18 protein-coding genes are annotated in these 19,432 nt (G+C 62.5%); 15 read left to right on the forward strand and 3 right to left on the reverse strand.

Annotated features, from left to right (window positions below; all coding sequences use genetic code 11):
• From BLW55_RS07685 to BLW55_RS07720, 8 genes are all read left to right on the forward strand, one after another.
• Positions 1–789, forward strand: coding sequence for an ABC transporter permease (locus BLW55_RS07685; RefSeq protein WP_007008910.1), 789 nt, complete (start codon positions 1–3; stop codon positions 787–789).
• Positions 790–1,018: 229 nt separating this feature from the next.
• Entirely contained in the window at positions 1,019–1,981 is a 963-nt protein-coding gene (locus BLW55_RS07690; RefSeq protein WP_090327976.1) for a branched-chain amino acid ABC transporter permease, read from the forward strand.
• Positions 1,982–2,003: 22 nt separating this feature from the next.
• Positions 2,004–2,885 (forward strand): branched-chain amino acid ABC transporter permease, encoded by an 882-nt coding sequence (locus tag BLW55_RS07695; protein ID WP_007008912.1) that lies wholly within the window; start codon positions 2,004–2,006, stop codon positions 2,883–2,885.
• Positions 2,886–2,889: 4 nt separating this feature from the next.
• Positions 2,890–3,597 (forward strand): ABC transporter ATP-binding protein, encoded by a 708-nt coding sequence (locus tag BLW55_RS07700; protein WP_090327979.1) that lies wholly within the window; start codon positions 2,890–2,892, stop codon positions 3,595–3,597.
• A gap of 2 nt (positions 3,598–3,599) precedes the next feature.
• Entirely contained in the window at positions 3,600–4,343 is a 744-nt protein-coding gene (locus BLW55_RS07705; protein WP_090327982.1) for an ABC transporter ATP-binding protein, read from the forward strand.
• Between the two features lie 47 nt (positions 4,344–4,390).
• Positions 4,391–5,608 (forward strand): amino acid ABC transporter substrate-binding protein, encoded by a 1,218-nt coding sequence (locus BLW55_RS07710; RefSeq protein WP_177175044.1) that lies wholly within the window; start codon positions 4,391–4,393, stop codon positions 5,606–5,608.
• 68 nt (positions 5,609–5,676) lie between these two features.
• Complete coding sequence (locus BLW55_RS07715; protein WP_090327985.1) at positions 5,677–7,077, forward strand: amidase; 1,401 nt, start codon at positions 5,677–5,679, stop codon at positions 7,075–7,077.
• A 107-nt stretch (positions 7,078–7,184) separates the two neighbouring features.
• On the forward strand, positions 7,185–8,552 hold the full coding sequence (locus BLW55_RS07720) for an N-acyl-D-amino-acid deacylase family protein (RefSeq protein ID WP_210184095.1): 1,368 nt from the start codon (positions 7,185–7,187) through the stop codon (positions 8,550–8,552).
• A 15-nt stretch (positions 8,553–8,567) separates the two neighbouring features.
• Here BLW55_RS07720 and BLW55_RS07725 read toward each other — a convergent pair whose 3' ends face one another.
• On the reverse strand, positions 8,568–9,461 hold the full coding sequence (locus tag BLW55_RS07725) for a LysR family transcriptional regulator (RefSeq protein WP_090327986.1): 894 nt from the start codon (positions 9,459–9,461) through the stop codon (positions 8,568–8,570).
• Between the two features lie 262 nt (positions 9,462–9,723).
• On the opposite strand from BLW55_RS07725, the gene BLW55_RS07730 reads away from it, so the two are divergent.
• The 5 genes from BLW55_RS07730 (at position 9,724) to nadE (ending at position 15,707) form a co-directional block, all read left to right on the forward strand.
• Entirely contained in the window at positions 9,724–10,833 is a 1,110-nt protein-coding gene (locus tag BLW55_RS07730; RefSeq protein ID WP_244509014.1) for a hypothetical protein, read from the forward strand.
• A 72-nt stretch (positions 10,834–10,905) separates the two neighbouring features.
• Positions 10,906–12,852 (forward strand): asparagine synthase (glutamine-hydrolyzing), encoded by a 1,947-nt coding sequence (asnB, locus tag BLW55_RS07735; RefSeq protein WP_090327989.1) that lies wholly within the window; start codon positions 10,906–10,908, stop codon positions 12,850–12,852.
• Between the two features lie 17 nt (positions 12,853–12,869).
• Positions 12,870–13,148, forward strand: coding sequence for an acyl carrier protein (locus BLW55_RS07740; RefSeq protein WP_007008922.1), 279 nt, complete (start codon positions 12,870–12,872; stop codon positions 13,146–13,148).
• A 10-nt stretch (positions 13,149–13,158) separates the two neighbouring features.
• Positions 13,159–14,718 carry a class I adenylate-forming enzyme family protein gene (locus BLW55_RS07745; protein ID WP_090327992.1) on the forward strand — a complete coding sequence of 520 codons (1,560 nt, stop codon included), beginning with the start codon at positions 13,159–13,161 and terminating at the stop codon, positions 14,716–14,718.
• Positions 14,715–15,707 carry an NAD(+) synthase gene (gene nadE, locus BLW55_RS07750; RefSeq protein WP_090327995.1) on the forward strand — a complete coding sequence of 331 codons (993 nt, stop codon included), beginning with the start codon at positions 14,715–14,717 and terminating at the stop codon, positions 15,705–15,707. Before BLW55_RS07745 ends, nadE begins: the two co-directional genes overlap by 4 nt.
• Here nadE and BLW55_RS07755 read toward each other — a convergent pair whose 3' ends face one another.
• Both BLW55_RS07755 and rocF read right to left on the reverse strand, forming a co-directional pair.
• Positions 15,708–16,793 carry an ornithine cyclodeaminase gene (locus tag BLW55_RS07755; protein WP_090327997.1) on the reverse strand — a complete coding sequence of 362 codons (1,086 nt, stop codon included), beginning with the start codon at positions 16,791–16,793 and terminating at the stop codon, positions 15,708–15,710.
• Positions 16,794–16,795: 2 nt separating this feature from the next.
• The gene (gene rocF / locus BLW55_RS07760; RefSeq protein WP_090328000.1) at positions 16,796–17,716 is read right to left on the reverse strand and encodes an arginase; all 921 of its coding nucleotides are present in this window, start codon (positions 17,714–17,716) and stop codon (positions 16,796–16,798) included.
• 130 nt (positions 17,717–17,846) lie between these two features.
• Here rocF and BLW55_RS07765 point away from each other — a divergent pair, with 130 nt between their 5' ends.
• Together BLW55_RS07765 and BLW55_RS07770 are read left to right on the forward strand one after the other, a co-directional pair.
• Entirely contained in the window at positions 17,847–18,284 is a 438-nt protein-coding gene (locus BLW55_RS07765) for an Lrp/AsnC family transcriptional regulator (RefSeq protein ID WP_007008925.1), read from the forward strand.
• Positions 18,285–18,361: 77 nt separating this feature from the next.
• Positions 18,362–19,432, forward strand: coding sequence for a Gfo/Idh/MocA family protein (locus BLW55_RS07770; RefSeq protein ID WP_090328002.1), 1,071 nt, complete (start codon positions 18,362–18,364; stop codon positions 19,430–19,432).

Here is a 19,432-nt window from a genome sequence, read left to right on the forward strand (position 1 = left end):
ATGCTGTTGAAGAGCGCCCGGCTCACATTTGGCACGCTGGCAGTGATCTTCCTGCTTGCGCCGCTGGTTGCCATCCTGCCGCTGGCCTTCACCTCCAGCCAGTTCCTCACCTATCCGATCCCGGAATTCTCGTTGCGCTGGTTCGACGAGCTGTTCACCGCCGCCGCCTGGCGTCGGGCGATCTTCAACAGCCTTGTCATCGGCGGCGGCACGACCGTGCTCGCCACCGTTCTGGGCACGCTCGCCGCCCTTGGCCTGCGCAACTGGAACCTGCCCTTCAAGGGCACGGTGCGCACCCTCTTCCTTCTGCCCATGGTGGTTCCCGCCGTGGTCATGGGCGTGGGCATGCAGGTGCTGTTCGTGCAGTTCGGCATCGCGTCGAGCTATTTCGGCGTCATCGTCGCCCACACCATCGTCGCCATCCCCTTCGTGGTGGTGAGCGTGATCGGCGGCCTCGGCGGCATCGACCGGCGTGTGGAACTGGCGGCGGCCAGCCTCGGCGCATCCCCGGTCACCGTGTTCCGGCGCGTGACCCTGCCGCTCGCCATGCCCGGCATCCTGTCCGGCGCTGTCTTGGCCTTCGCCACATCGCTGGACGAGGTGGTTCTCACGCTTTTCGTGGCAGGCCCCAACCAGCGCACGTTGGCGCGGCAGATGTTCGCCACGATCCGCGAGAACATCAGCCCGGCCATCGCCGCCGCAGCCTTCCTGTTCATTGTCGGCACCATCGCACTCGCCATCATCGCACTGCTTGTGCGCCGGCAGATTGCCGCGCGGCGCGGAGGCTAACTCACCCCGCAAACCCGCGCTTTCGTAACCATGGAACAGCCCGCAACCCTTCCGGTTGCGGGCTGTTTTCGCTCAGCAAAACAGGCTTATGTTTTTAAGTTATAATTGAGTCTGAAATTGCGATAGGACAGCGCACTTCCTGCGCTATAGGGTCGCGGAAAGCGTTCCCTATTGAGGTCCAACAGTGACAGATCAAATTCAGGAGACGCGGGAGGGTACAGGTGTGCCGATGTCCGCGCCCCAGGAAAATACTGAAAAATCAAGCCATATCAAATTCTTGATATGGGGCATCGTGGTCGCGGCCATTGTCGCCGTCTTTTTGCCGGCTCCATTGTTTGCCAGCAATCTCTCCTTCCTCTTCTACATGATGCTGTGGATCACCATGGCGACGTCGTTCAATTTCGTCGCTGGCCTGGCCGGATATATGCCTTTTGGTTATGTGGCGTTCTACGGCATCGGCGCTTACGCCACCGGCGTTCTGTACAAGACCTTCGGCCTGCCCATTCCCGTGGCGCTTGCCGGTGCGGCGCTGGCCGGTGTCACCATCGGCCTTCTGGTCGCGCCCACACTGCGGCTCAAGGGCGTTTATTTCGGCATTGTCAGCCTCGCGCTCGCCATGGCCATGAAGCTCGTGATCTCGCTCATGCCGAGCGACATCACCGGCGGCAGCCTCGGCCTTATCCTTTCAGCGGCAAACGATCCCGTGGCCGCCTATTACGCCATGTTCGTGGTGCTGATGGGCGCTCTGGCAGCCGGCACCTGGCTTACCATGTCGCGCCTCGGCACGGCGCTGCGCGCCATCCGCGATGACAGCGAGGCCGCAGAAGTGGTCGGCGTCAATGTGGTGGGAACCCGCCTCAAGGCCTGGATCATGGCCACCATGTTCCCTGCCCTCGTGGGCGGCGTCGAGGCCTGGTACACGAATGCCATCGACCTCGATTCCTCCTTCAATCTGCTGGTGACGGCAAAGAGCATCGTCTACGCCATGGCCGGCGGCCTCGGCTTCCTGGTCGGCCCGATCATCGGCGCATCCACGCTCTACGGCATCGACCAGCTGATCTGGCGGCATTTCCCGACCCTCAACCTGCTCATTCTCGGCGTGGTCATCATCGCACTGATGCTGCTCCTGCCGCGTGGCATCGTCGGGGCCTTCGCCCAGCGCTTCTCGCGCCTCCGGCGCTTCATTCCGTAAGACGTACAGGATTGAAACAAAGATGAACGAACTTCTGCTTCAAGGCCTCGTCAACGGCATCGTCGTCGGGCTGATCTACGCGCTGATCGGCGTCAGCCTCAACGTGATCTTCGGCGTCCTGCGCGTCGTCAACTTCGCCCATGGCGAATTCATCGTGCTGGGTGCCTACGGCGCCTATTTCGCCCAGGCCTGGCTCGGCCTGTCTCCGCTGCTCGCAATGCCGCTGATCTTTGTCGTCTTCGGAATGATGGGTTACGGCCTCTATTTCGTGCTGGTGAAGCGTCTTGCGCGCTCCAACGATCCCGAGCACGCCTCGCTTCTGGTCATGTTCGGCCTGTCGCTCGTGCTGGGCGCACTCATGCTGCTCGCCTTCGAGGCGGATGCACGCTCGCTCAACTTCACGCTCGACCCGCCCTTCCTGATGTTCGGCAACATCATCCTGCCGACCACCAAGCTGCTTGGTCTTGCGGTTGCGGTCGTGGTCACCGGTGCGCTGGCGTTCTTCCTCTACCGCACACTGCCGGGCAAAGCGCTGCGCGCCATCATCATGAACCGTGATGCGATCCAGATCGTCGGCGTGGACCTGAACCACCTGTCGGCCCTGACCTTCGGTCTCGGCCTTGGCCTGGCGGGCATCACCGGCATCCTCGTGTCGATGATCTTCCCCTCCTTCTCCCCCTTCATCGGCCAGGACTACACCCTGATCGGCTTCATCGTGATCGTTCTGGGCGGCCTCGGCCATCCGATCGGCGCAGTCGCCGGCGGCATCCTGTTCGGGCTGGCCGAGCAGACGGCCATGGTGTTCTTCAGCGGAACCGTGGCGATGCTCCTCGGCTTCGTGCTCCTGATCGCCGTCATTCTCATTCGCCCCGCCGGCCTGTTCGGCGTGCAGAACTCGCGGTGACCTCATGCTGAAAGTCGAAAACCTCGTAAAGAAATTCGGTGGCGTCACAGCACTCGACGGCATCAGCCTCACCCTCCCCGACCGGTCGATCCTCGGCGTTCTGGGTATGAACGGCTCCGGCAAGACGACGATGCTGAACTGCATCAACGGTCTTTATGACGCGACCGCCGGCAAAATCACGCTCGACGGCGTTAGTCTCATTGGCAAGGCCCCGCATGCGGTGTTCTCCGAAGGCGTGGGACGCACCTTCCAGGTGCCGCGCATCTTCCCTCAGATGTCGCTCCTGGAAAATCTCTCGGTCGCGCTCCTCAACAAGGGGCTGAGCAATGCCGAGATTGCCAAGATCAGCGCCTACTGGCTCAAAAAGGTGGAGCTTTACCGTCTGCGCCACAACTATGCGGAAGAGCTTTCGGGCGGCCAGCAGAAGCTTCTGGAACTCGCCCGCATCATGGTGGCCAATCCGAAGCTGGTGCTGCTCGACGAGCCGTTCGCCGGCGTCAATCCGAGCCTCGCACTGCTGCTCATCAACATCATCCGCGAAATGCCGAAGGAGCTGGGCTGCTCGGTGCTTCTCGTCAGCCACGACCTCACCTCCGTCTACGAACTGTCCGACAACATTCTGGTCATGCATGAAGGCCGTGTCCTTGCAGAGGGCGACGCCGAAGCGATCCAGAAGAATCCGGACGTCATCGAAGCCTATCTGGGAGCCTGACCATGCATGGCGTTGAACTGAGCATGGAGAACATCTCCGTCGCCTACAACGGAGACATCACGGTTCTCAAGGAAGTGGCGCTGCGGGCAAAGCCCGGCGAGGTCACCGGCATCATCGGGCCGAACGGCGCGGGCAAGTCGACCGTTCTGAAGACCATCTTCGGCCTTCTCTCCACCAAGACCGGCACCATCACCATGGGCGGCCGCGACATCACCAATCTCAAGGCGTTCCAGCGCGCACTCGAAGGCGTGTCCTTCGTGCCGCAGAACCGCAGCGCCTTTGCGGGCCTGTCGGTCTACGACAACCTGCTTCTGGGCTGCTGGCCCTTCCGCAAGGACAAGGCCCGCATCGAACGCGCCATCGATGGCATTTTCGAGCGGTTCCCGATCCTGAAGGAAAAGCGCTCCAGTCTTGCCGGCTCCATGAGCGGCGGTCAGCAGCGCTTTCTGGAAATCGCCCGCGCGCTCGTCACCGAGCCGAAGGTGATCCTGCTCGATGAGCCCACGGCCATGATCGCGCCGAAGATTTCCAAGGACATCTACGCGCTCACCCGCGATCTCGCAGACCAGGGCGCCACCATCATTCTGGTGGACCAGAACGTGCGCCAGTGCGCCACGATTTCGGACCGCCTCTACATTCTGGAGCTTGGCCGCAACAAGGCGGAAGGCACCAGGGAGGACTTCGCCACCGATGGCCAGCTCAAGGAGATGGTCGCCGAGTGGATGAACTACAAGATCGACGTGTGAGGCGTCGTTTATCCAAGATCAACAAAAGGGGAATGCCCATGTGGAATATGACCAAACGAAGCTTCATGGCAGGCACGCTGCTTGCCTGCTTTGCGCTGCCGGTCGCCGGCCAGGCGCAGGAAAAGATCCGGATCGGCATGACGGTTTCGTCGTCCGGCAACTTCGCGCTCGCCTCGCAGTCGGGTGTGCGCGGCGTGGAAATCTGGGTCGATGAAGTCAACGCCAATGGCGGCCTGGAAGTGAATGGCGAGAAGCGCCTCGTCGAACTCGTCAAGCGCGATGACCGCTCCGACAAGCAGATGGTGGCGCGCGTCTATGAAGACCTGATCGCCAATGAGAATGTCGACGTGCTGATGGCTCCGTTCGGCTCCACCCTGACGGCAGCCGCCGCCACGGTGACCGAGCGTCTCGGCAAGTTCATGGTCATCTGGTCCGCGGCTTCCGACGCGCTGTACGACCAGGGCTTCAAGAACATCGTCTCGGCAACCCAGATGCCGGTGTCGCGCATGCCGTCGGCCGGTCTCGAAGCCGCTGCCGCACTTGGCAACAAGAAGGTCGCCATCGTCAATGTGGACGAGCCCTTCCCGGCCGGTCTCGCCGATGGCGCGGAAGCGATAGCAGAAAAGCTCGGCATGGAAGTGGTCCTGAAGGAAGACTATCCGAAGGGCACGAAGGATTTCAGCCTGCTCCTGCAGAAGGCGCGCGCGGCTGGCGCCGACGTGTTCTTCCCCACCAGCTATGAGGGCGACCTGATCTCCATGGTGCGGCAGATGCACCAGATGAACGTGAACTTCCCGTTCTCGTTCATGGTCTACGCCTCGACGCCGCAGTTCATCGAGATCGGCGACGACGCGCAGTACATCTACAGCCACACCAATTTCCATCCGACCATCAACTGGGAGGTCAATGCCGGCCTCGACCGTAAAGGCTTCCTGGCAGCTTATGAAAAGCTCTTCCCGGACGTCTCCTATGAGCCGGACTTCCAGACCGTTCTCGCCTATGGCGCCGCCGTCATCGCCGGCGAAATCATCGAGAACGCAGACAGCTTCGACGCCGCCGACATGAAGAAGGCGGCCATGGAACTCAGCGACAATCTGACGGTCCTCGCCGGTCCTTACGCGATCGACGAAACCGGCAAGCAGCTGAAAATGCCTTTCCCGGTCGTGCAGTTGCAGCCGGGCAAGGGGCTTGTGACCGTGTGGCCTAAAGAAGTCGCCGTTGCCGAGCCTGTGTACCCGATCCCCGGTTGGGATCAACGAGACTAGCGACCTTGCGCCCGGCTTCCGAAACGTCTCCCTCGGCGTCGGGCGCATTTTCTCAAGAAAAGAATATCATGGATCCGTCATTCGCGTCCCTCGCGGACCTCTCGAAAGCGCTGAGCGAAGGCTCGCTCACGTCCAGCACCATCACCCGACATTTCCTGGAGCGCATCGCCAGGCATGACAAGGCCCTCGGCGCCTTCGTTCATGTCGATGCCGAGCAGGCAATGTCCATGGCGGAGGGGCTCGACAAGCTGCGCGCGTCTGGCGTGGTCTACGGCCCGCTTCACGGCCTGCCAATTGCCGTGAAGGACCTGGTCGACTGGCAGGACGAAACCTGCACGGTGGGCAGCGCCGCCTGGAAAGACCGGCGCTCAACCAGCGACGCCACCGTCATGCGCAAACTGCTTGCCGCCGGCATGATTCCAATCGGCCGCACAGCAATGGTCGAATTCGCATTCGGAGGCTGGGGCACGAATCCGATATGCGGAACACCGCGCAATCCCTGGGACATGCAGACACACCGCATTCCCGGAGGCTCCTCCAGCGGCTCGGGCGTGGCCGTTGCCGCCGGCCTTGCGCCGGCGGCCATCGGCAGCGACACGGGCGGTTCCGTGCGCATTCCCGCCGCACTCAACGGCATTGTGGGCCTGAAACCCACCTATGGACGGATCAGCCTGAAAGGCTGTTTCCCGCTTTCCAGCACACTTGATTCCATCGGCCCGATGACGCGCACCGTCGCCGATGCGGCCCTTCTGCTCGACGCGCTTTCCGGGCCTGACGCCAGCGATCCGGCCACCCGTCTTGCACCGGCGCTGAAGCCCGACGCATGGCAGGGCATGCGCACGCAGGGCATGCGGGTCGCGGTCATGCGCGAAGAGGATTTCCCGATCCCGCTAGATGCCGAAAGCCAGGCCGGCTACGATCAGGCAAAGGAAGCGCTCATCAGCCTCGGCGTGACGCTGGTTCCTGCCGACCTGCCCTTCGCCTTCAACGAGCTGACGGAGAGCAACGGCCGCATCATCGCCGCCGAAGCCTATGCGGTTCATCGCGATTACATCCACGACGAGAGCGTACCCATCGGCCCCTATGTGCGCCAGCGCGTGCTCGCCGGGGCCAATGTCAGCGCCAACGACTATATCGAGACGCTCGCCGACCACAGGCGCATGAAGGCGGTCTATGCCGACTTCATGAAGCCTTTCGACGCGCTGCTCACACCGACGGTGCCCTTCCCCGCCATCCCCGTGTCGGAGGTGGACGAGAGTGCGGTTCCGATGGCCGCCTATGGCCGCCCGGCAAACTATGTCGGTGCCTGCGGCCTGGCGCTGCCGGCCGGCTTCACCGAAACGGGCCTGCCACTCTCCGTGCAGCTCATGGGCGCAGCCTTCGCCGAGGAGCCGTTGCTTGCGCTCGGCGCAGCGCTTGAGCAGTGCATCTCGACGACGGACCGGCAACCGCACCTCACGGCAGCCTGAATCAATACGGACAGCAAGGAGTTTCCGATGACGCAATCCACCTGCGACACGCTTTTGACAAACGCTTTGCTGTTCGATGGCCTGGGGGGCAACCGATCCGCGGCGGCGTGGCACTCTGCAATGGCCGCATCGCCGCGGTCGGTGATGTTTCCGGCTGGCAGGCAAAAGAGACGATCGACCTAGACGGTCTCAGCCTCGCGCCCGGCTTCATCGACGTTCACACCCATGACGATCTCGCTGTCCTGAACGACAGCGCGATGGAGCCCAAGATCACGCAGGGCGTAACCAGCGTGATCGTCGGCAATTGCGGCATCAGCCTCGCACCATACGAAAAGCCCGCCGAACTGGTGCCCCCGCTCGGCCTTCTCGGCACAGCGGAAGACTATCGCTTCGGTTCCTTTGCCGCCTACCGCAAGGCGGTGGATGCAGCCGGCGTCGCCGTCAATGTGGCCGCGCTTGCCGGCCATGGTACGCTGCGCGCCATGACGCTCGAAGACACGGATGCACCCGCCTCGGAAGGCCAGATCGCGGCCATGCGCGTCCTGCTCGAAGAAGCGCTGGAGGCAGGCGTTCTGGGCCTCAGCACCGGCCTTGCCTATCCGGTCGCCCGCCACGCGCCCACCGACGAGGTGGTGGCTCTTTCACAGACACTCGCCGCCTTCCCCGGCGCGCTCTACGTCACCCATATGCGCGATGAACGCGACCGGGTGGAAGAATCAGTCGGCGAGACCATCGCCATCGGTCGGCGCGCCGGCGTCCCGGTGGTGATCTCGCATCACAAATGCATCGGCCGCCACAATTACGGGCGCTCGGCGAAAACACTGTCAATGATCGACAGCGCGCTTCGCCATCAGGACATCGCCATGGATGTCTATCCCTATGAGGCAAGCTCGACCGTGCTCCTGCCGGAGCTGACCCGTCATGCGGAGCGCATTCTGGTCATCGATTCCGCCGCCCATCCCGAGTTCAACGGGCTGGAGCTTTCCAAAGTCGCGGAGAAAATGGGCTGTGATCAGGAAGAAGCGGCCCGCAGGCTTTCGCCCGCGCGCGGCATCTATTTCCAGATGTCGCCGGAAGACATCAACCGCATCATGCAGCATCCGCGCACCATGATCGGCTCCGACGGCATTCCCGGCCCGCAGGCCCATCCGCGCCTCTGGGGCACCTTCCCCCGCGTGCTTGGCCGCTATGTACGCGAAGATGGCGTCCTGCCGCTGGAAGAAGCCATCCGCAAGATGACCTCCCTGCCCGCCCAGATCTTCGGCTTCGCCCGGCGCGGCAGGCTGCAGGAAGGCTTCCACGCTGACCTCGTGGCCTTTGATGCCGAAACGGTTCTGGATTTAGCCGATTACGACACGCCAGACCGCCCTTCGGCCGGCATTGAGCATGTCTTCGTCAATGGCGTCGCAGTGCTGGCCAATGGCGCGGTCACCGGCGCGCGTGGCGGCCGGTTCGTGGCCCATGGCGAGGCCTGACCGGCAGGAGACGCGTCACGCTTCGCGGTGCAGTTCCTGGCAGGCCGATTTCAGAATCCTGATGAACATTTCCTCGGCGTTTGAGATCGCACGGTTCTCCGACGTCAGCGCCGTGATCGAGAATTTCAGGTCGGGCACCAGCGGGCGCAGTCGCACACCGCGCGTGAACCGTGCGGAAAACTCGTCCACGATAGCGCAGCCCACGCCCTGGCTGACACAGGCCGCCGCCACCGAATAGGTGTGCACCGATATCCGTGGCTCATAAGGAAGCCCCTGCTCGTCAAATGCCGCCTTCAGGAACACGCCCACGGGCGATTCCTTCTCAAGTCCGACAAAGGACTGCATGTCGATCTCGCTCAGATGCACCGGCGAGGGGTTGAACGGTTTTGCTGGATCGTCCGTCTCCAGATAGGTCAGGCTCATCGTGCCCACCGTGGTGGAGTTGATCCCCGGCGTCTCTACAAGATTGAACGCCACGGCCAGATCGAGATCAAGCGCGTGAAGGCGCTTCAAAAGCACGTCGTAATGATGGGTGAACAGCTCGACCTTAAAACCTTCCCAGTGCTTGGGCAGGTTCGACACAACTTTCGGCGCAAGCCCCACGCCGAGGCTCGGCAGAAAGCCAACCCGCAGCACATCGTCGGGATTGCGCCCGAGATTGCGGGCGAGCGTGCGGAAACGCTCCAGCGCGCCATGCACATCCACCGCTTCGGCAAACAGAAGCTCCGCCTCGCGCGTCGGAACGAGGCGCTGCTTCACGCGATCGAACAGCTTGAAGCCGAGAAGCGATTCCGCGTGCTTAAGCGTCCGGCTGAGCGCCGGCTGCGAGACATTCAGTCTTTCAGCCGCAGCATTGATTGACCCGGCCAGACGGATCGCGTGAAAAACCTCTATGTGCCGAAGATTCATTAACGTCTTTCAAGGGCTTTCGACAAAGTAGCCTGTGCAAATCAGGCCGACCATTGCAGCCACATCAGCAGGTTCTGCCCTCGCCCGATTTTGCTACTGCGTGTTCCCATCCGCAGTCTTGTGGCTGCGCTTGCCAGCAATCATACACGCTCACCGGAATGCCATGCACAAAAACTTTCCGACGCAAAAGAATTCATAAACAACTTTAGGCCACACATTGGCCCCGAGAGTATTCGTATTCAACCGGGGCGCGTAGTTGTCCGTGAGTGAAATCCGTCCATTGGAGCGGGATGACATTTCCGCCATTGCGGAGATGTTCCAGCGCATATTGCGCAAGGGACACGGCCCTGCGCCGCTTGGCGCGCGCGAATATCTAGAGACGCTTTTTCTCGATCCACCCTACCGCGACGACGACATCCATTCACTTGTGCATCTTCGTGAAGACGGCACGGTCAACGGTTTCATGGGTGTGCTTCCCATGCCCTTCGTCTATCAGGGCAAGACCCTGAAGAGCGCCATCGGCGGCAGCTTCATGGTCGACGGTCACGAACAGGACCCCTATGCCGGCGCGCGTCTTCTACGCGCCTTCCAGTCCGGCCCGCAGGATCTCTCGTTGACCGAAACAGCCAACGATGTTTCCACAACCATGTGGCGCAAGCTGCGCGGCACGATCCTGCCCGACTACAGTCTCGAATGGCTGCGCATCCTGCGCCCGGCCGGCTTCATCGCCGCCATGGCCGCATCTGCGTTCGCGCCTGCCGCCATCGCAAAACCGCTCGCACGGCCCTTCGATGCCCTTTTGCGGCGCAGAGGCGCTCCACCCCAGTGGACCCATGTGTCGGATGCGGAATTTGCGGGCAAGACACTCACCACCGAGGACGCCGACGCGGCTGAAACGGTGTCGCTGTTCCAGCAATTCGTCTCCGCCTTCGCCCTGCATCCTCAATGGACGGAGAGCGAGCTTCAACGCATGGTGGATGAATCGCAGAGCAAGGCGGATTACGGCGCGATGGTGCGCCGCAAAGTGCTCTCGCGCAGCGGCAAGCCGGTCGGCCTCTTCCTTTTCTACGGCAATACGGGCGGCATCGGGCGCGTGATCCAGATCCTGTCACTCCCCGGTCAGGAAGGTGCGGTCATCGACGCGATGCTGGCGGACGCGACCGAACGCGGGCTGGTGGCTCTGCGCGGGCGCGGACAGCCGCCCCTCATCAACGCTATGCTCGGTCGCCGCTTCGCTTTCGTCCATGCGTCGTCCAGCATTGTTCATGCGAAAGACAAGACGCTGCTCGAACCGTTCATCACGGGACAGGCTTTTTTCAACGGTTTTGCGGGAGAATCCTGGACGCGGCTTCTGGGCGACCGTTTCGACTAGAGCAATTCCAGAAAAAGCGGACGTGCAGCCAGAGCGAGACAGGGCCGAATGGCCTTCAGGGGTGATTTGTAAATGTGCGGAATAGCGGGTTATTGCGGAGCGGGTCTTCACCCGCAGGAAGCTGAAAGGCTTCTTGCGGCCATGTCCGCCACAATCGCCCATCGCGGCCCGGACGAAGCCGGCATCCACGTGACAGACGATGTGGGCCTTGCCCATCGCCGTCTTTCCATTGTCGATCTGGTGGATGGCCAGCAGCCCATGACGAGCGCCGACGGGCAGCTCCACATCACCTATAATGGCGAGATCTTCAATCACGCCGAACTGAGGCAGGAGCTTGAAAGCCGCGGTCATCGCTTTCGCACATCAAGCGACACCGAAGTCATTCTGCACCTCTATGATGCGTTCGGGCCGGATTGCGTTGAGCAGCTCAATGGCGACTTCGCCTTCGCGATCCACGATGCGCACCGCAAGCGCCTTTTCCTCGCCCGCGACCGCATGGGCGTGCGCCCGCTTTACCACACATGGCGTCAGGGCCGGTTCCATTTCGCGTCCGAGATCAAGGCGCTCCTGACCATTCCCGGCATGGAGGCGCGGCTCGATCCCTTCGCGCTCGACCAGATCTTTACGCTCTGGGCCCCCATTCCACCGCGCACGGCGTTTGAAGGCGTCAGCGAACTGCCGCCGGCGCACTGGATGATCGTCGAGAACGGCGCAGCCCGCACGCAGCGCTACTGGGATCTGGATTTCTCAAACGTCCGGCACGACCGTTCCGAGACGCAGATGGCGGAGGAGACCCGCGCGCTTCTGGAAGACGCAACGCGCATTCGCCTGCGCGCCGATGTGGAGGTGGGAACCTATCTGTCGGGCGGGCTCGATTCCTCCATCATCGCTGCACTCGCCAGGCGCATGGCGCCTGCTGGCCTGACCAGTTTCGCCGTCACCTTTTCCGACCCTGCCTTCGACGAAAGCGCGTTTCAGAACGAGATGGTGCGTGCGCTCGGCACGGAGCACCACACGGTCGATTGCGACATGGATGAGATCGCCACCGTGTTTCCGCAGGTCATCCGCCACACGGAGCAGCCGATCCTGCGCACCGGTCCCGCGCCGCTCTACCGGCTGTCCGGTCTGGTGCGCTCGAAAGGCATCAAGGCGGTTCTTTCCGGCGAAGGGGCAGACGAGGTCTTTGCCGGTTACGACATTTTCAAGGAGGCGCGCATCCGGCGCTTCTGCGCGCGCCAGCCGGGTTCGCAATTGCGGCCGCACCTGTTCCGCCGCATCTACCCCTATCTCTCCAATCTGAAGCGCCAGACACCGGATTATCTCGCCGCCTTTTTCGGCGTTGCCAGCGACGATCTGAACGATCCGCTGTTCTCGCATCGTCCGCGCATGCGCAGCACCGCCGGCACGAAACTCTTCTTCTCCGATGCGCTCAAGGCAACGCTCGGCGATTATGATGCGGCAGACGAACTCGCCGCCACACTTCCCGACGCCTTCAGCGAATGGCATCCCCTGCATCAGGCGCAGTATCTGGAAACCCGCTTTCTCCTGCCCGGCTACATTCTCTCCAGCCAGGGCGACCGCATGGCGATGGCGCACGGGATCGAAACACGCTTTCCCTTCCTCGACCACCGGCTGGTCATGCATGCCGCGCAGACACCGGCAAGCATCAAGCTCAAAGGGCTCCGGGAGAAGCATCTTCTGCGCGAAACGATGCGCGATGTCGTGCCGCCACAGATCGCCGACCGGCCCAAACAGCCCTATCGCGCGCCAGAGGCAAGCGCCTTCACCGATCACGCGCAGGCCTATGTGGAAGAAGCATTCGAGAAATCGGCGCTGGAAGAAAACGGAAACTTCCACGTTGAAAAAACAGCCAGATTGTATAAAAAAAGCCGGCTAAATAGTTTCACCGGTTTTCGAGACAACGCAGCATTCGTCGGCATTCTGTCGACACAGCTTTGGTCCCAGCAGTTCGCCAGGCCGGTTCGGATAACGGATCAACCTCTGGCGGTTCGTGCCTGACCGTGAAAGGAAGCACCATGCCCCAGTCCATCAATGCCGATATCCGCGCCTTCATTATCGAAAACTTCCTGTTCGGCGATGAGGCGGACGCCCCGGAAGACGATGCCTCTCTGATCGAGAACGACATTGTCGATTCCACCGGCATTCTGGAGATGGTCTCGTTTCTCGAGGAGCACTTCGCCATCGATGTCGCCGACCCGGAGATCGTGCCGGAAAACTTCGACACGATTGCCCGCTTAAGCGCCTTTGTCGCGGGCAAGAAGAAGGCCAGGGAGACCGCGCCAGCCGGCGCATAGGAGCGACGCAATGCGCGTTGAGACCTTACTGAAAGACCGTGCAGGGCTTGCCCCCTCCCCCACCGCGCTCGTCACGGGGCCGGACCGGTTAAGCTACGCCGATTTCGACCGTCTGGCCGACCGTCTGGCCGGGGCCTTATGCGCTCACGGGGTCGAGCCCGGCGACCGGGTTGCGCTTTGCATGGACAACAGCCGGGAGATGGCCATCGCCATCTTTGCCGGTCTCAGGGCCGGCGCGACGGTCGTTCCGGTCAACCCCGGCCTCAGGGCCGAGGGCCTCGCCCACTTGTTAATGGACTGCACGCCGAAAGCCCTCATTCACGAGGCCCGGCACATCGGTCTGTGCAACGAGGCGATTGCTGCGGCGGGCCACACGCCCCTTTCCATCGTCGCCCGGACGGACATCGTCACGCGAACGGACAGGGCCACGCTCAGCGACGCCATCGCCTTCGACGCCTGCCTCGATTTAGAGGTGCCCTTACCTGCCCGGCGGGACAACGACCGGGATCTCGCCTTTCTGATCTACACCTCCGGCTCATCCGGCAGGCCGAAGGGCGTGATGATGAGCCACCGCAATGTCGATGCGGCAGCGGCGATGATCGCCGATTATCTGGAAAACGACGACAGGGACGTGGTGCTGTCCGCACTGCCGCTTTCCTTCACCTACGGGCTGTATCAGCTCCTCGTGGCCGTGCGCAGCGGCGCGACGCTCGTTCTGGAAAAGAGCTTCGCCTTCCCGCATGCGGTTCTGGAAAAGGCGCATGCCGAAGGCGTCACCGGGTTTCCCCTCGTGCCCACCATGGCGGCCATGCTCGCCGCGCTCGAAGGACTGAAGCCCGATCGCCTGCCGCCGCTGCGCTACATCACCAATGCCGCAGCCCATCTGCCCCCCGCCCATATTCAGGCGCTGCGCGCGCTTTTCCCGGCGGCGCGCATCTACTCCATGTACGGTCTCACCGAATGCGCGCGGGCAACCTTTCTCGCGCCGGAAGATCTCGACCGGCATCCCACCTCCGTTGGCAAGGCCCTGCCGGGCACCGAGGCCCTTGTCATCGATGAAGACGGCAACGAAGCCGAGACGGACGTCACGGGCGAACTCGTCATCCGCGGACCACATGTCATGCAGGGCTACTGGAACAATCCGGAGGCAACCGCGCTTGCGCTGCGCGATGCGCCGGACGGCAGCGGAAAGCGGCTCCACACGGGCGACCTCTTCAAACGCGATGCGGAAGGCTTCCTCCATTTCGTCGGCCGCCGGGACGAGGTGGTGAAGATCCGCGGCGAAAAGGTCTCGCCCGGACAGGTGGACGCCGTTCTGGTCGCCTGCCCCGGCGTGCGCGAGGCGCTTTCATTCACCACGCCCGATCCCGTCTTCGGCCATCGGCTCGACGCGCTCGTCGTTGCCGACGATCCCGGCCTCACCGAGCGCATGCTCGCCCGGCACTGCAAGCATCGCTTACCGGACACGATGGTCCCGAAGTCATTCATTTTCCAGGCGGAACTGCCGAAAACGGCAAACGGAAAAACCAGCCGCCGCCTCGCCGCCATGGAGGCTCTGAAAGCATCATGAACGACATGAACATCAGCTTTTCCATCGACGATCTGAAGATCGATCCCGCCGCCGAGACCCAGCGCATCGTCACCGCGCTGCGCGCGCAGATGCGCAGCAGACTGCGCAAGCGGGGATTAGTGCTCGGCCTGTCCGGCGGCATCGATTCCAGCGTCTGCGCGGCGCTTGCCGCCCGTGCGCTCGGGCCAGAGCGCGTCTTCTGCCTGTTCATGCCGGAATATGATTCCGACCCGGAGAGCCTGCGGCTCGGCCAGGAAGTCGCAACGACTTTCGGTCTCTCCAGCGTGATCGAGGATATCGGCCCGTCGCTCGCCGCCATGGGCTGCTATGAGCGCCGCGACGCCTTCATTCGCCAGGTCGTGCCGGACTATGGCGCAGGCTGGTCGATGAAAATCGCCATTGCCAACGCCCTCACCACCAAAGCCTACAACATCTCCTATCTGGTGGTGCGGCGGCCCGACGGCACGGTCGAGAAGCACCGGCTCCCGCCAGAGGTCTATCTCGGCATCGTCGCCGCCACCAACATGAAGCAGCGCACCCGCAAACAGCTTGAATATTACCATGCCGACCGGCTGAATTATGCGGTCATCGGCACGCCCAACCGGCTGGAATATGATCAGGGTTTCTTCGTGAAGAATGGCGATGGCGCAGCCGATGTGAAACCCATCGCCCACCTCTACAAGTCGCAGGTCTACCAGCTCGCGAAATATCTCGGCGTCCCCGCCGAAATCCGCCGCCGCATGCCCACGACAGACACCTATTCGCTCGCCCAGTCACAGGAGGAGTTCTATTTCGCGCTCCCCTATCGCGAGATGGATCTGTGCCTCTACGGGCTCGACCACGCCATTCCCGCCAAGAAGGTCGCCTGCGCCACCGGTCTCAGCGAGCGGCAGGTGGGGCTTGTGTGGCGCGACATTGCCGCAAAACGCAAGGTCGCCCACTATCTGCACCTGCCGCCGCAGATGGTCGAGGAGATCACCGCCTCCTGATCAGCCAGCCTTTTTGGCCGCGAGCAGCGAAGAGCCGGGGAAACGCAGAAGCATGCCGAAGAGATCGCGCGGTTCATCGGGGTCGGCCAGAAGGTCGAGCTCGATGAAGTGATCGGTCTCGCGCACCCGGTCATAGACATAGCGCAGCGCCGAGAAATCCTCCGTTGCGAAACCGACGGAATCGAACAGCGTGATCTGACGCGGTTCGCGCCGCCCCTTCACCTTTCCGGCGATCACCTGCCACAGCTCTTCCACCGGATGATCTTCCGCAAGCTGCTGGATCTCGCCCTCGATGCGCGTCTGCGGCGGATATTCCACGAAAATGTCGGAACGGGTGAGAATGTCGCGATGCAGCTCGGTCTTGCCCGGGCAGTCGCCGCCCACCGCGTTGATGTGCACGCCGGAGCCAACCATGTTGTCGGTCAGGATCGTCGCATATTGCTTGTCGGCGGTCGCGGTGGTGATGATGTCCGCTCCCTCCACCGCCTCTTCCGGCGTCGTGCAGACGGTCAGTTCGAAACCCAGCCCTGAGAGATTGCGCAGGCACTTTTTCGTCGCGCCGCCATCGATGTCATAGAGCCGCAGCCGGTCGACGCCGAGTGCCGCCTTGAACGCCATCGCCTGAAATTCAGACTGCGCGCCATTGCCAATGAGCGCCATGGTGCGCGAGCCCTCGGGCGCAAGATATTTCGCCGCCAGAGCAGATGTCGCCGCCGTGCGCAGCGCCGTCAGGATCGTCATTTCCGTGATCAGCAGCGGATAGCCATTGCCCACATCGGCATAGACGCCGAATGCCGTCACCGTCTGCCGCCCCTCGCGGGTGTTCTTGGGGTGACCGTTCACATATTTGAAGCCGTAATGCCTGCCGTCGCTCGTCGGCATCAGCTCGATCACGCCTTCGCGGCTATGCGCGGCCACACGCGGCGTCTTGTCGAAATCCTCCCAGCGGCGGAAGTCTTCCTCGATATAGCCTGTCAGTTCCGCCAGAACGCGCTCCACGCCAATCTCCAGCACCAGCTCCATCATGTGATGCACACTGACGAAGGGAACGAGGTTCAGCTTGTCGATCGAAGGGGTGTAGGTCATCGTCAATGGCTCCTGGTAGGCCGATCCATGATGCGCCGGCCAAGCAGACTGGCTGTGAGGTCGACAAGCAGGGTCGCCGTGCGACCGCGCTCATCGAGAAAAGGGTTGAGTTCCACGAGGTCAAGGCTGGTGACGAGGCCGCTGTCATGCAGCATCTCCATCGCCAGATGCGCCTCGCGGAAGGTTGCGCCGCCGGGCACTGTGGTGCCCACCGCCGGCGCGATGGCGGGATCGAGAAAGTCCACGTCGAGGCTCACATGCAGGCGTCCGCCCTCGGCGGCCACCCGCTCCAGAAAAGCGCGCAGCAGCGGCGCTATCCCATGCTCATCGATGGCGCGCATGTCATGAACGGTCACGCCCGCCCCGCGCAGCGCCGTGTGCTCTGCCGGGTCCACGCTGCGCAGGCCAAGCGCGCAGATGCGGGTGGGATCGATCGGTGTGTGAAGGCGCGGAAAGAAACCGTCGAAACCCGCCTGCCCACTCGCATAGGCGAGTGGCACGCCATGCAGATTGCCGCTGGCGGTGGTGTCGAGCGTGTGAAAATCCGGATGCGCATCGAGCCAGAGAACGAAAAGCGGTCTGTCGGCTTCCGCTGCCCGGCGCGCCATCCCGGAAAGCGTGCCCGCCGCCATGCTGTGGTCGCCGCCAAGAAAGATCGGCATGCCGTCTTCTCCCGCAGCGTAAGCCGCCTCGCTGATCGCATCCGTCCAGGCGACGATCTCCGGCAACGCCTTCAGCGCGGGGTTGCCATGCGGCTTCACATCCTGCTGTTTTGGAACAACGGTTCCGAGATCGGAAACCTGATGGCCAAGCTCGCCAAGCGCCGCCACGAGACCGGCCGTACGCAAGGCGCTCGGTCCCATTTCGCACCCCATGCGCCCGGCGCCATCCTGCACCGGAATACCCAAGATCTTGCAATGCATAGCGCCACCGACCCATTGAACAGTTCCCATTATTCGACCCCGGATCGTCGGCAGAATGAACAAACCAAATTGCCAAAAATTCTATAAGCATTTATCATTTTGCTAATTATGGATTTCATTTTGCACAATCATGGATGAACTCGACGAACGCCTGATCACCCTTCTGCGCCATGATGCGCGCCGCAGCATCTCGGATCTGGCGATGGATCTGGGCGTGTCGCGCGCCACCGTGCGCGCGCGCATGGAGCGGCTGGAGAAGGCCGGGCACATTGTCGGGTACACAGTCATCCTGCGGGCCGACACGGTGGAAGCGCCCGTGCGCGGCATCACCATGGTGGAGATCGAAGGGCGCTCCGCCGACCGGGTGATCCACGCGCTGGAGGGTTTTCCAGAAGTTTCCGCCGTTCACACCACCAATGGCCGCTGGGACGTCGTGGTGGAGCTCGGTGCATCGACACTGACCGATCTCGACGCGGTGCTGCGCCGCATTCGTCTCATTCCCGGCATCATGAACAGCGAAACAAGCCTGCTTCTGGCCACCCCCCACAGCACCCGCGCCAGACTGTGAGCGCCATTTATGGCTGCGTTAACCTGAAGGCCCTAGCCTGAGGCCCTGCCCCACCGCAAACCGACGAGCGAACCACAATGCCAGACAGAAGCTCCGAACCCATTCGCTGGGGAATTGTCGGCACGGGAACCATGGCCGGACAATTCGCCGAAGACCTGCGTCTGTCGGAGGGCGCCGAGCTTGCTGCCGTTTCTTCGAGAAACGCAGACAAGGCAAAGGCCTTCGCGGCGCGCTACGGCGACCACGTGACGGCCCACACCACGCACACGGACCTGCTGGGCGACAGCACAGTGGATGCCATCTATATCGCCACGCCCAATGACACGCACTTCCCCCTCGCCTGCGCGGCCTCCGAGAGCGGCAAGGGTGTTTTGGTGGAAAAACCGCTTGTCACCACGAGCGCGCAGGCCGTCCGCCTGGCCACGCTCGCTGCGGAACAGGGTGTCTTTCTGATGGAAGCGATGTGGACACGCTTCCTGCCGGCCATCGCCAAAGCCAGGTCGCTGATCGAGGAAGGCGCAATCGGTGAGGTGACGCGCCTGCGCGGAAGCCTCGCCTTCTACCACCCCTTCGATCCCGAAAGCCGTTTCTACGCGAAAGAGCATGGGGGCGGCGCGATGCTGGATCTAGGAGTGTACGGCATCTCGCTTGCCCGGCTTTTGATGGGTGAACCCATTGAAGTTGCGGGAGAATGGCGCGCAGCGCCGACAGGTGTCGATATGTCCGCATCCCTGACCCTCAACTTCTCTGGCGACGTGAAGGCGCATCTTTCCTGCGCGTTCGATCACGAGGGCGAAAACTGCTTCATCATCGAAGGCAGCAGGGGCACGCTGGTGCTTCCCGCCCCGTTCATCGCGGCACGGGCCGTTCTGCAATGCTCAAATGGGCTTGCCGCGCAGCTCGCGGCGTTTCCGGGTCGATCCGTCCCGTCGCGTACGATCCGCAAACTCGCCGCCCGCCTGCCGTTCCCGGGAATCCGGCAACATGCCTTTCCCTATGCGGGACATGGCCTCGGCTTTGAAATTGAAGCGGCTTCAGAAGCCATGCGCTCGGGCAACACCCATCATCGCCTCATGTCCCCGCTGGACAGTGCGCGCACTCTGGAGATCGTGGAAACCGTTCTCGACGAGGCCAATCGTCTGACCTGA

The sequence above is a fragment of the Nitratireductor aquibiodomus genome (assembly GCF_900105565.1).
Lineage (GTDB): Bacteria > Pseudomonadota > Alphaproteobacteria > Rhizobiales > Rhizobiaceae > Nitratireductor > Nitratireductor aquibiodomus.

Coding starts and splice junctions, on each gene's coding strand:
- BLW55_RS07770 (WP_090328002.1), top strand. CDS start 18,362: ATGCCAGACAGAAGCTCCGAACCCATTCGCTGGGGAATTGTCGGCACG.
- BLW55_RS07685 (WP_007008910.1), top strand. CDS start 1: ATGCTGTTGAAGAGCGCCCGGCTCACATTTGGCACGCTGGCAGTGATC.
- BLW55_RS07765 (WP_007008925.1), top strand. CDS start 17,847: ATGGATGAACTCGACGAACGCCTGATCACCCTTCTGCGCCATGATGCG.
- BLW55_RS07745 (WP_090327992.1), top strand. CDS start 13,159: ATGCGCGTTGAGACCTTACTGAAAGACCGTGCAGGGCTTGCCCCCTCC.
- BLW55_RS07695 (WP_007008912.1), top strand. CDS start 2,004: ATGAACGAACTTCTGCTTCAAGGCCTCGTCAACGGCATCGTCGTCGGG.
- BLW55_RS07700 (WP_090327979.1), top strand. CDS start 2,890: ATGCTGAAAGTCGAAAACCTCGTAAAGAAATTCGGTGGCGTCACAGCA.
- asnB (WP_090327989.1), top strand. CDS start 10,906: ATGTGCGGAATAGCGGGTTATTGCGGAGCGGGTCTTCACCCGCAGGAA.
- BLW55_RS07725 (WP_090327986.1), bottom strand. CDS start 9,461: ATGAATCTTCGGCACATAGAGGTTTTTCACGCGATCCGTCTGGCCGGG.
- BLW55_RS07740 (WP_007008922.1), top strand. CDS start 12,870: ATGCCCCAGTCCATCAATGCCGATATCCGCGCCTTCATTATCGAAAAC.
- BLW55_RS07755 (WP_090327997.1), bottom strand. CDS start 16,793: ATGACCTACACCCCTTCGATCGACAAGCTGAACCTCGTTCCCTTCGTC.
- BLW55_RS07690 (WP_090327976.1), top strand. CDS start 1,019: ATGTCCGCGCCCCAGGAAAATACTGAAAAATCAAGCCATATCAAATTC.
- nadE (WP_090327995.1), top strand. CDS start 14,715: ATGAACGACATGAACATCAGCTTTTCCATCGACGATCTGAAGATCGAT.
- BLW55_RS07710 (WP_177175044.1), top strand. CDS start 4,391: ATGACCAAACGAAGCTTCATGGCAGGCACGCTGCTTGCCTGCTTTGCG.
- rocF (WP_090328000.1), bottom strand. CDS start 17,716: ATGCATTGCAAGATCTTGGGTATTCCGGTGCAGGATGGCGCCGGGCGC.
- BLW55_RS07705 (WP_090327982.1), top strand. CDS start 3,600: ATGCATGGCGTTGAACTGAGCATGGAGAACATCTCCGTCGCCTACAAC.
- BLW55_RS07715 (WP_090327985.1), top strand. CDS start 5,677: ATGGATCCGTCATTCGCGTCCCTCGCGGACCTCTCGAAAGCGCTGAGC.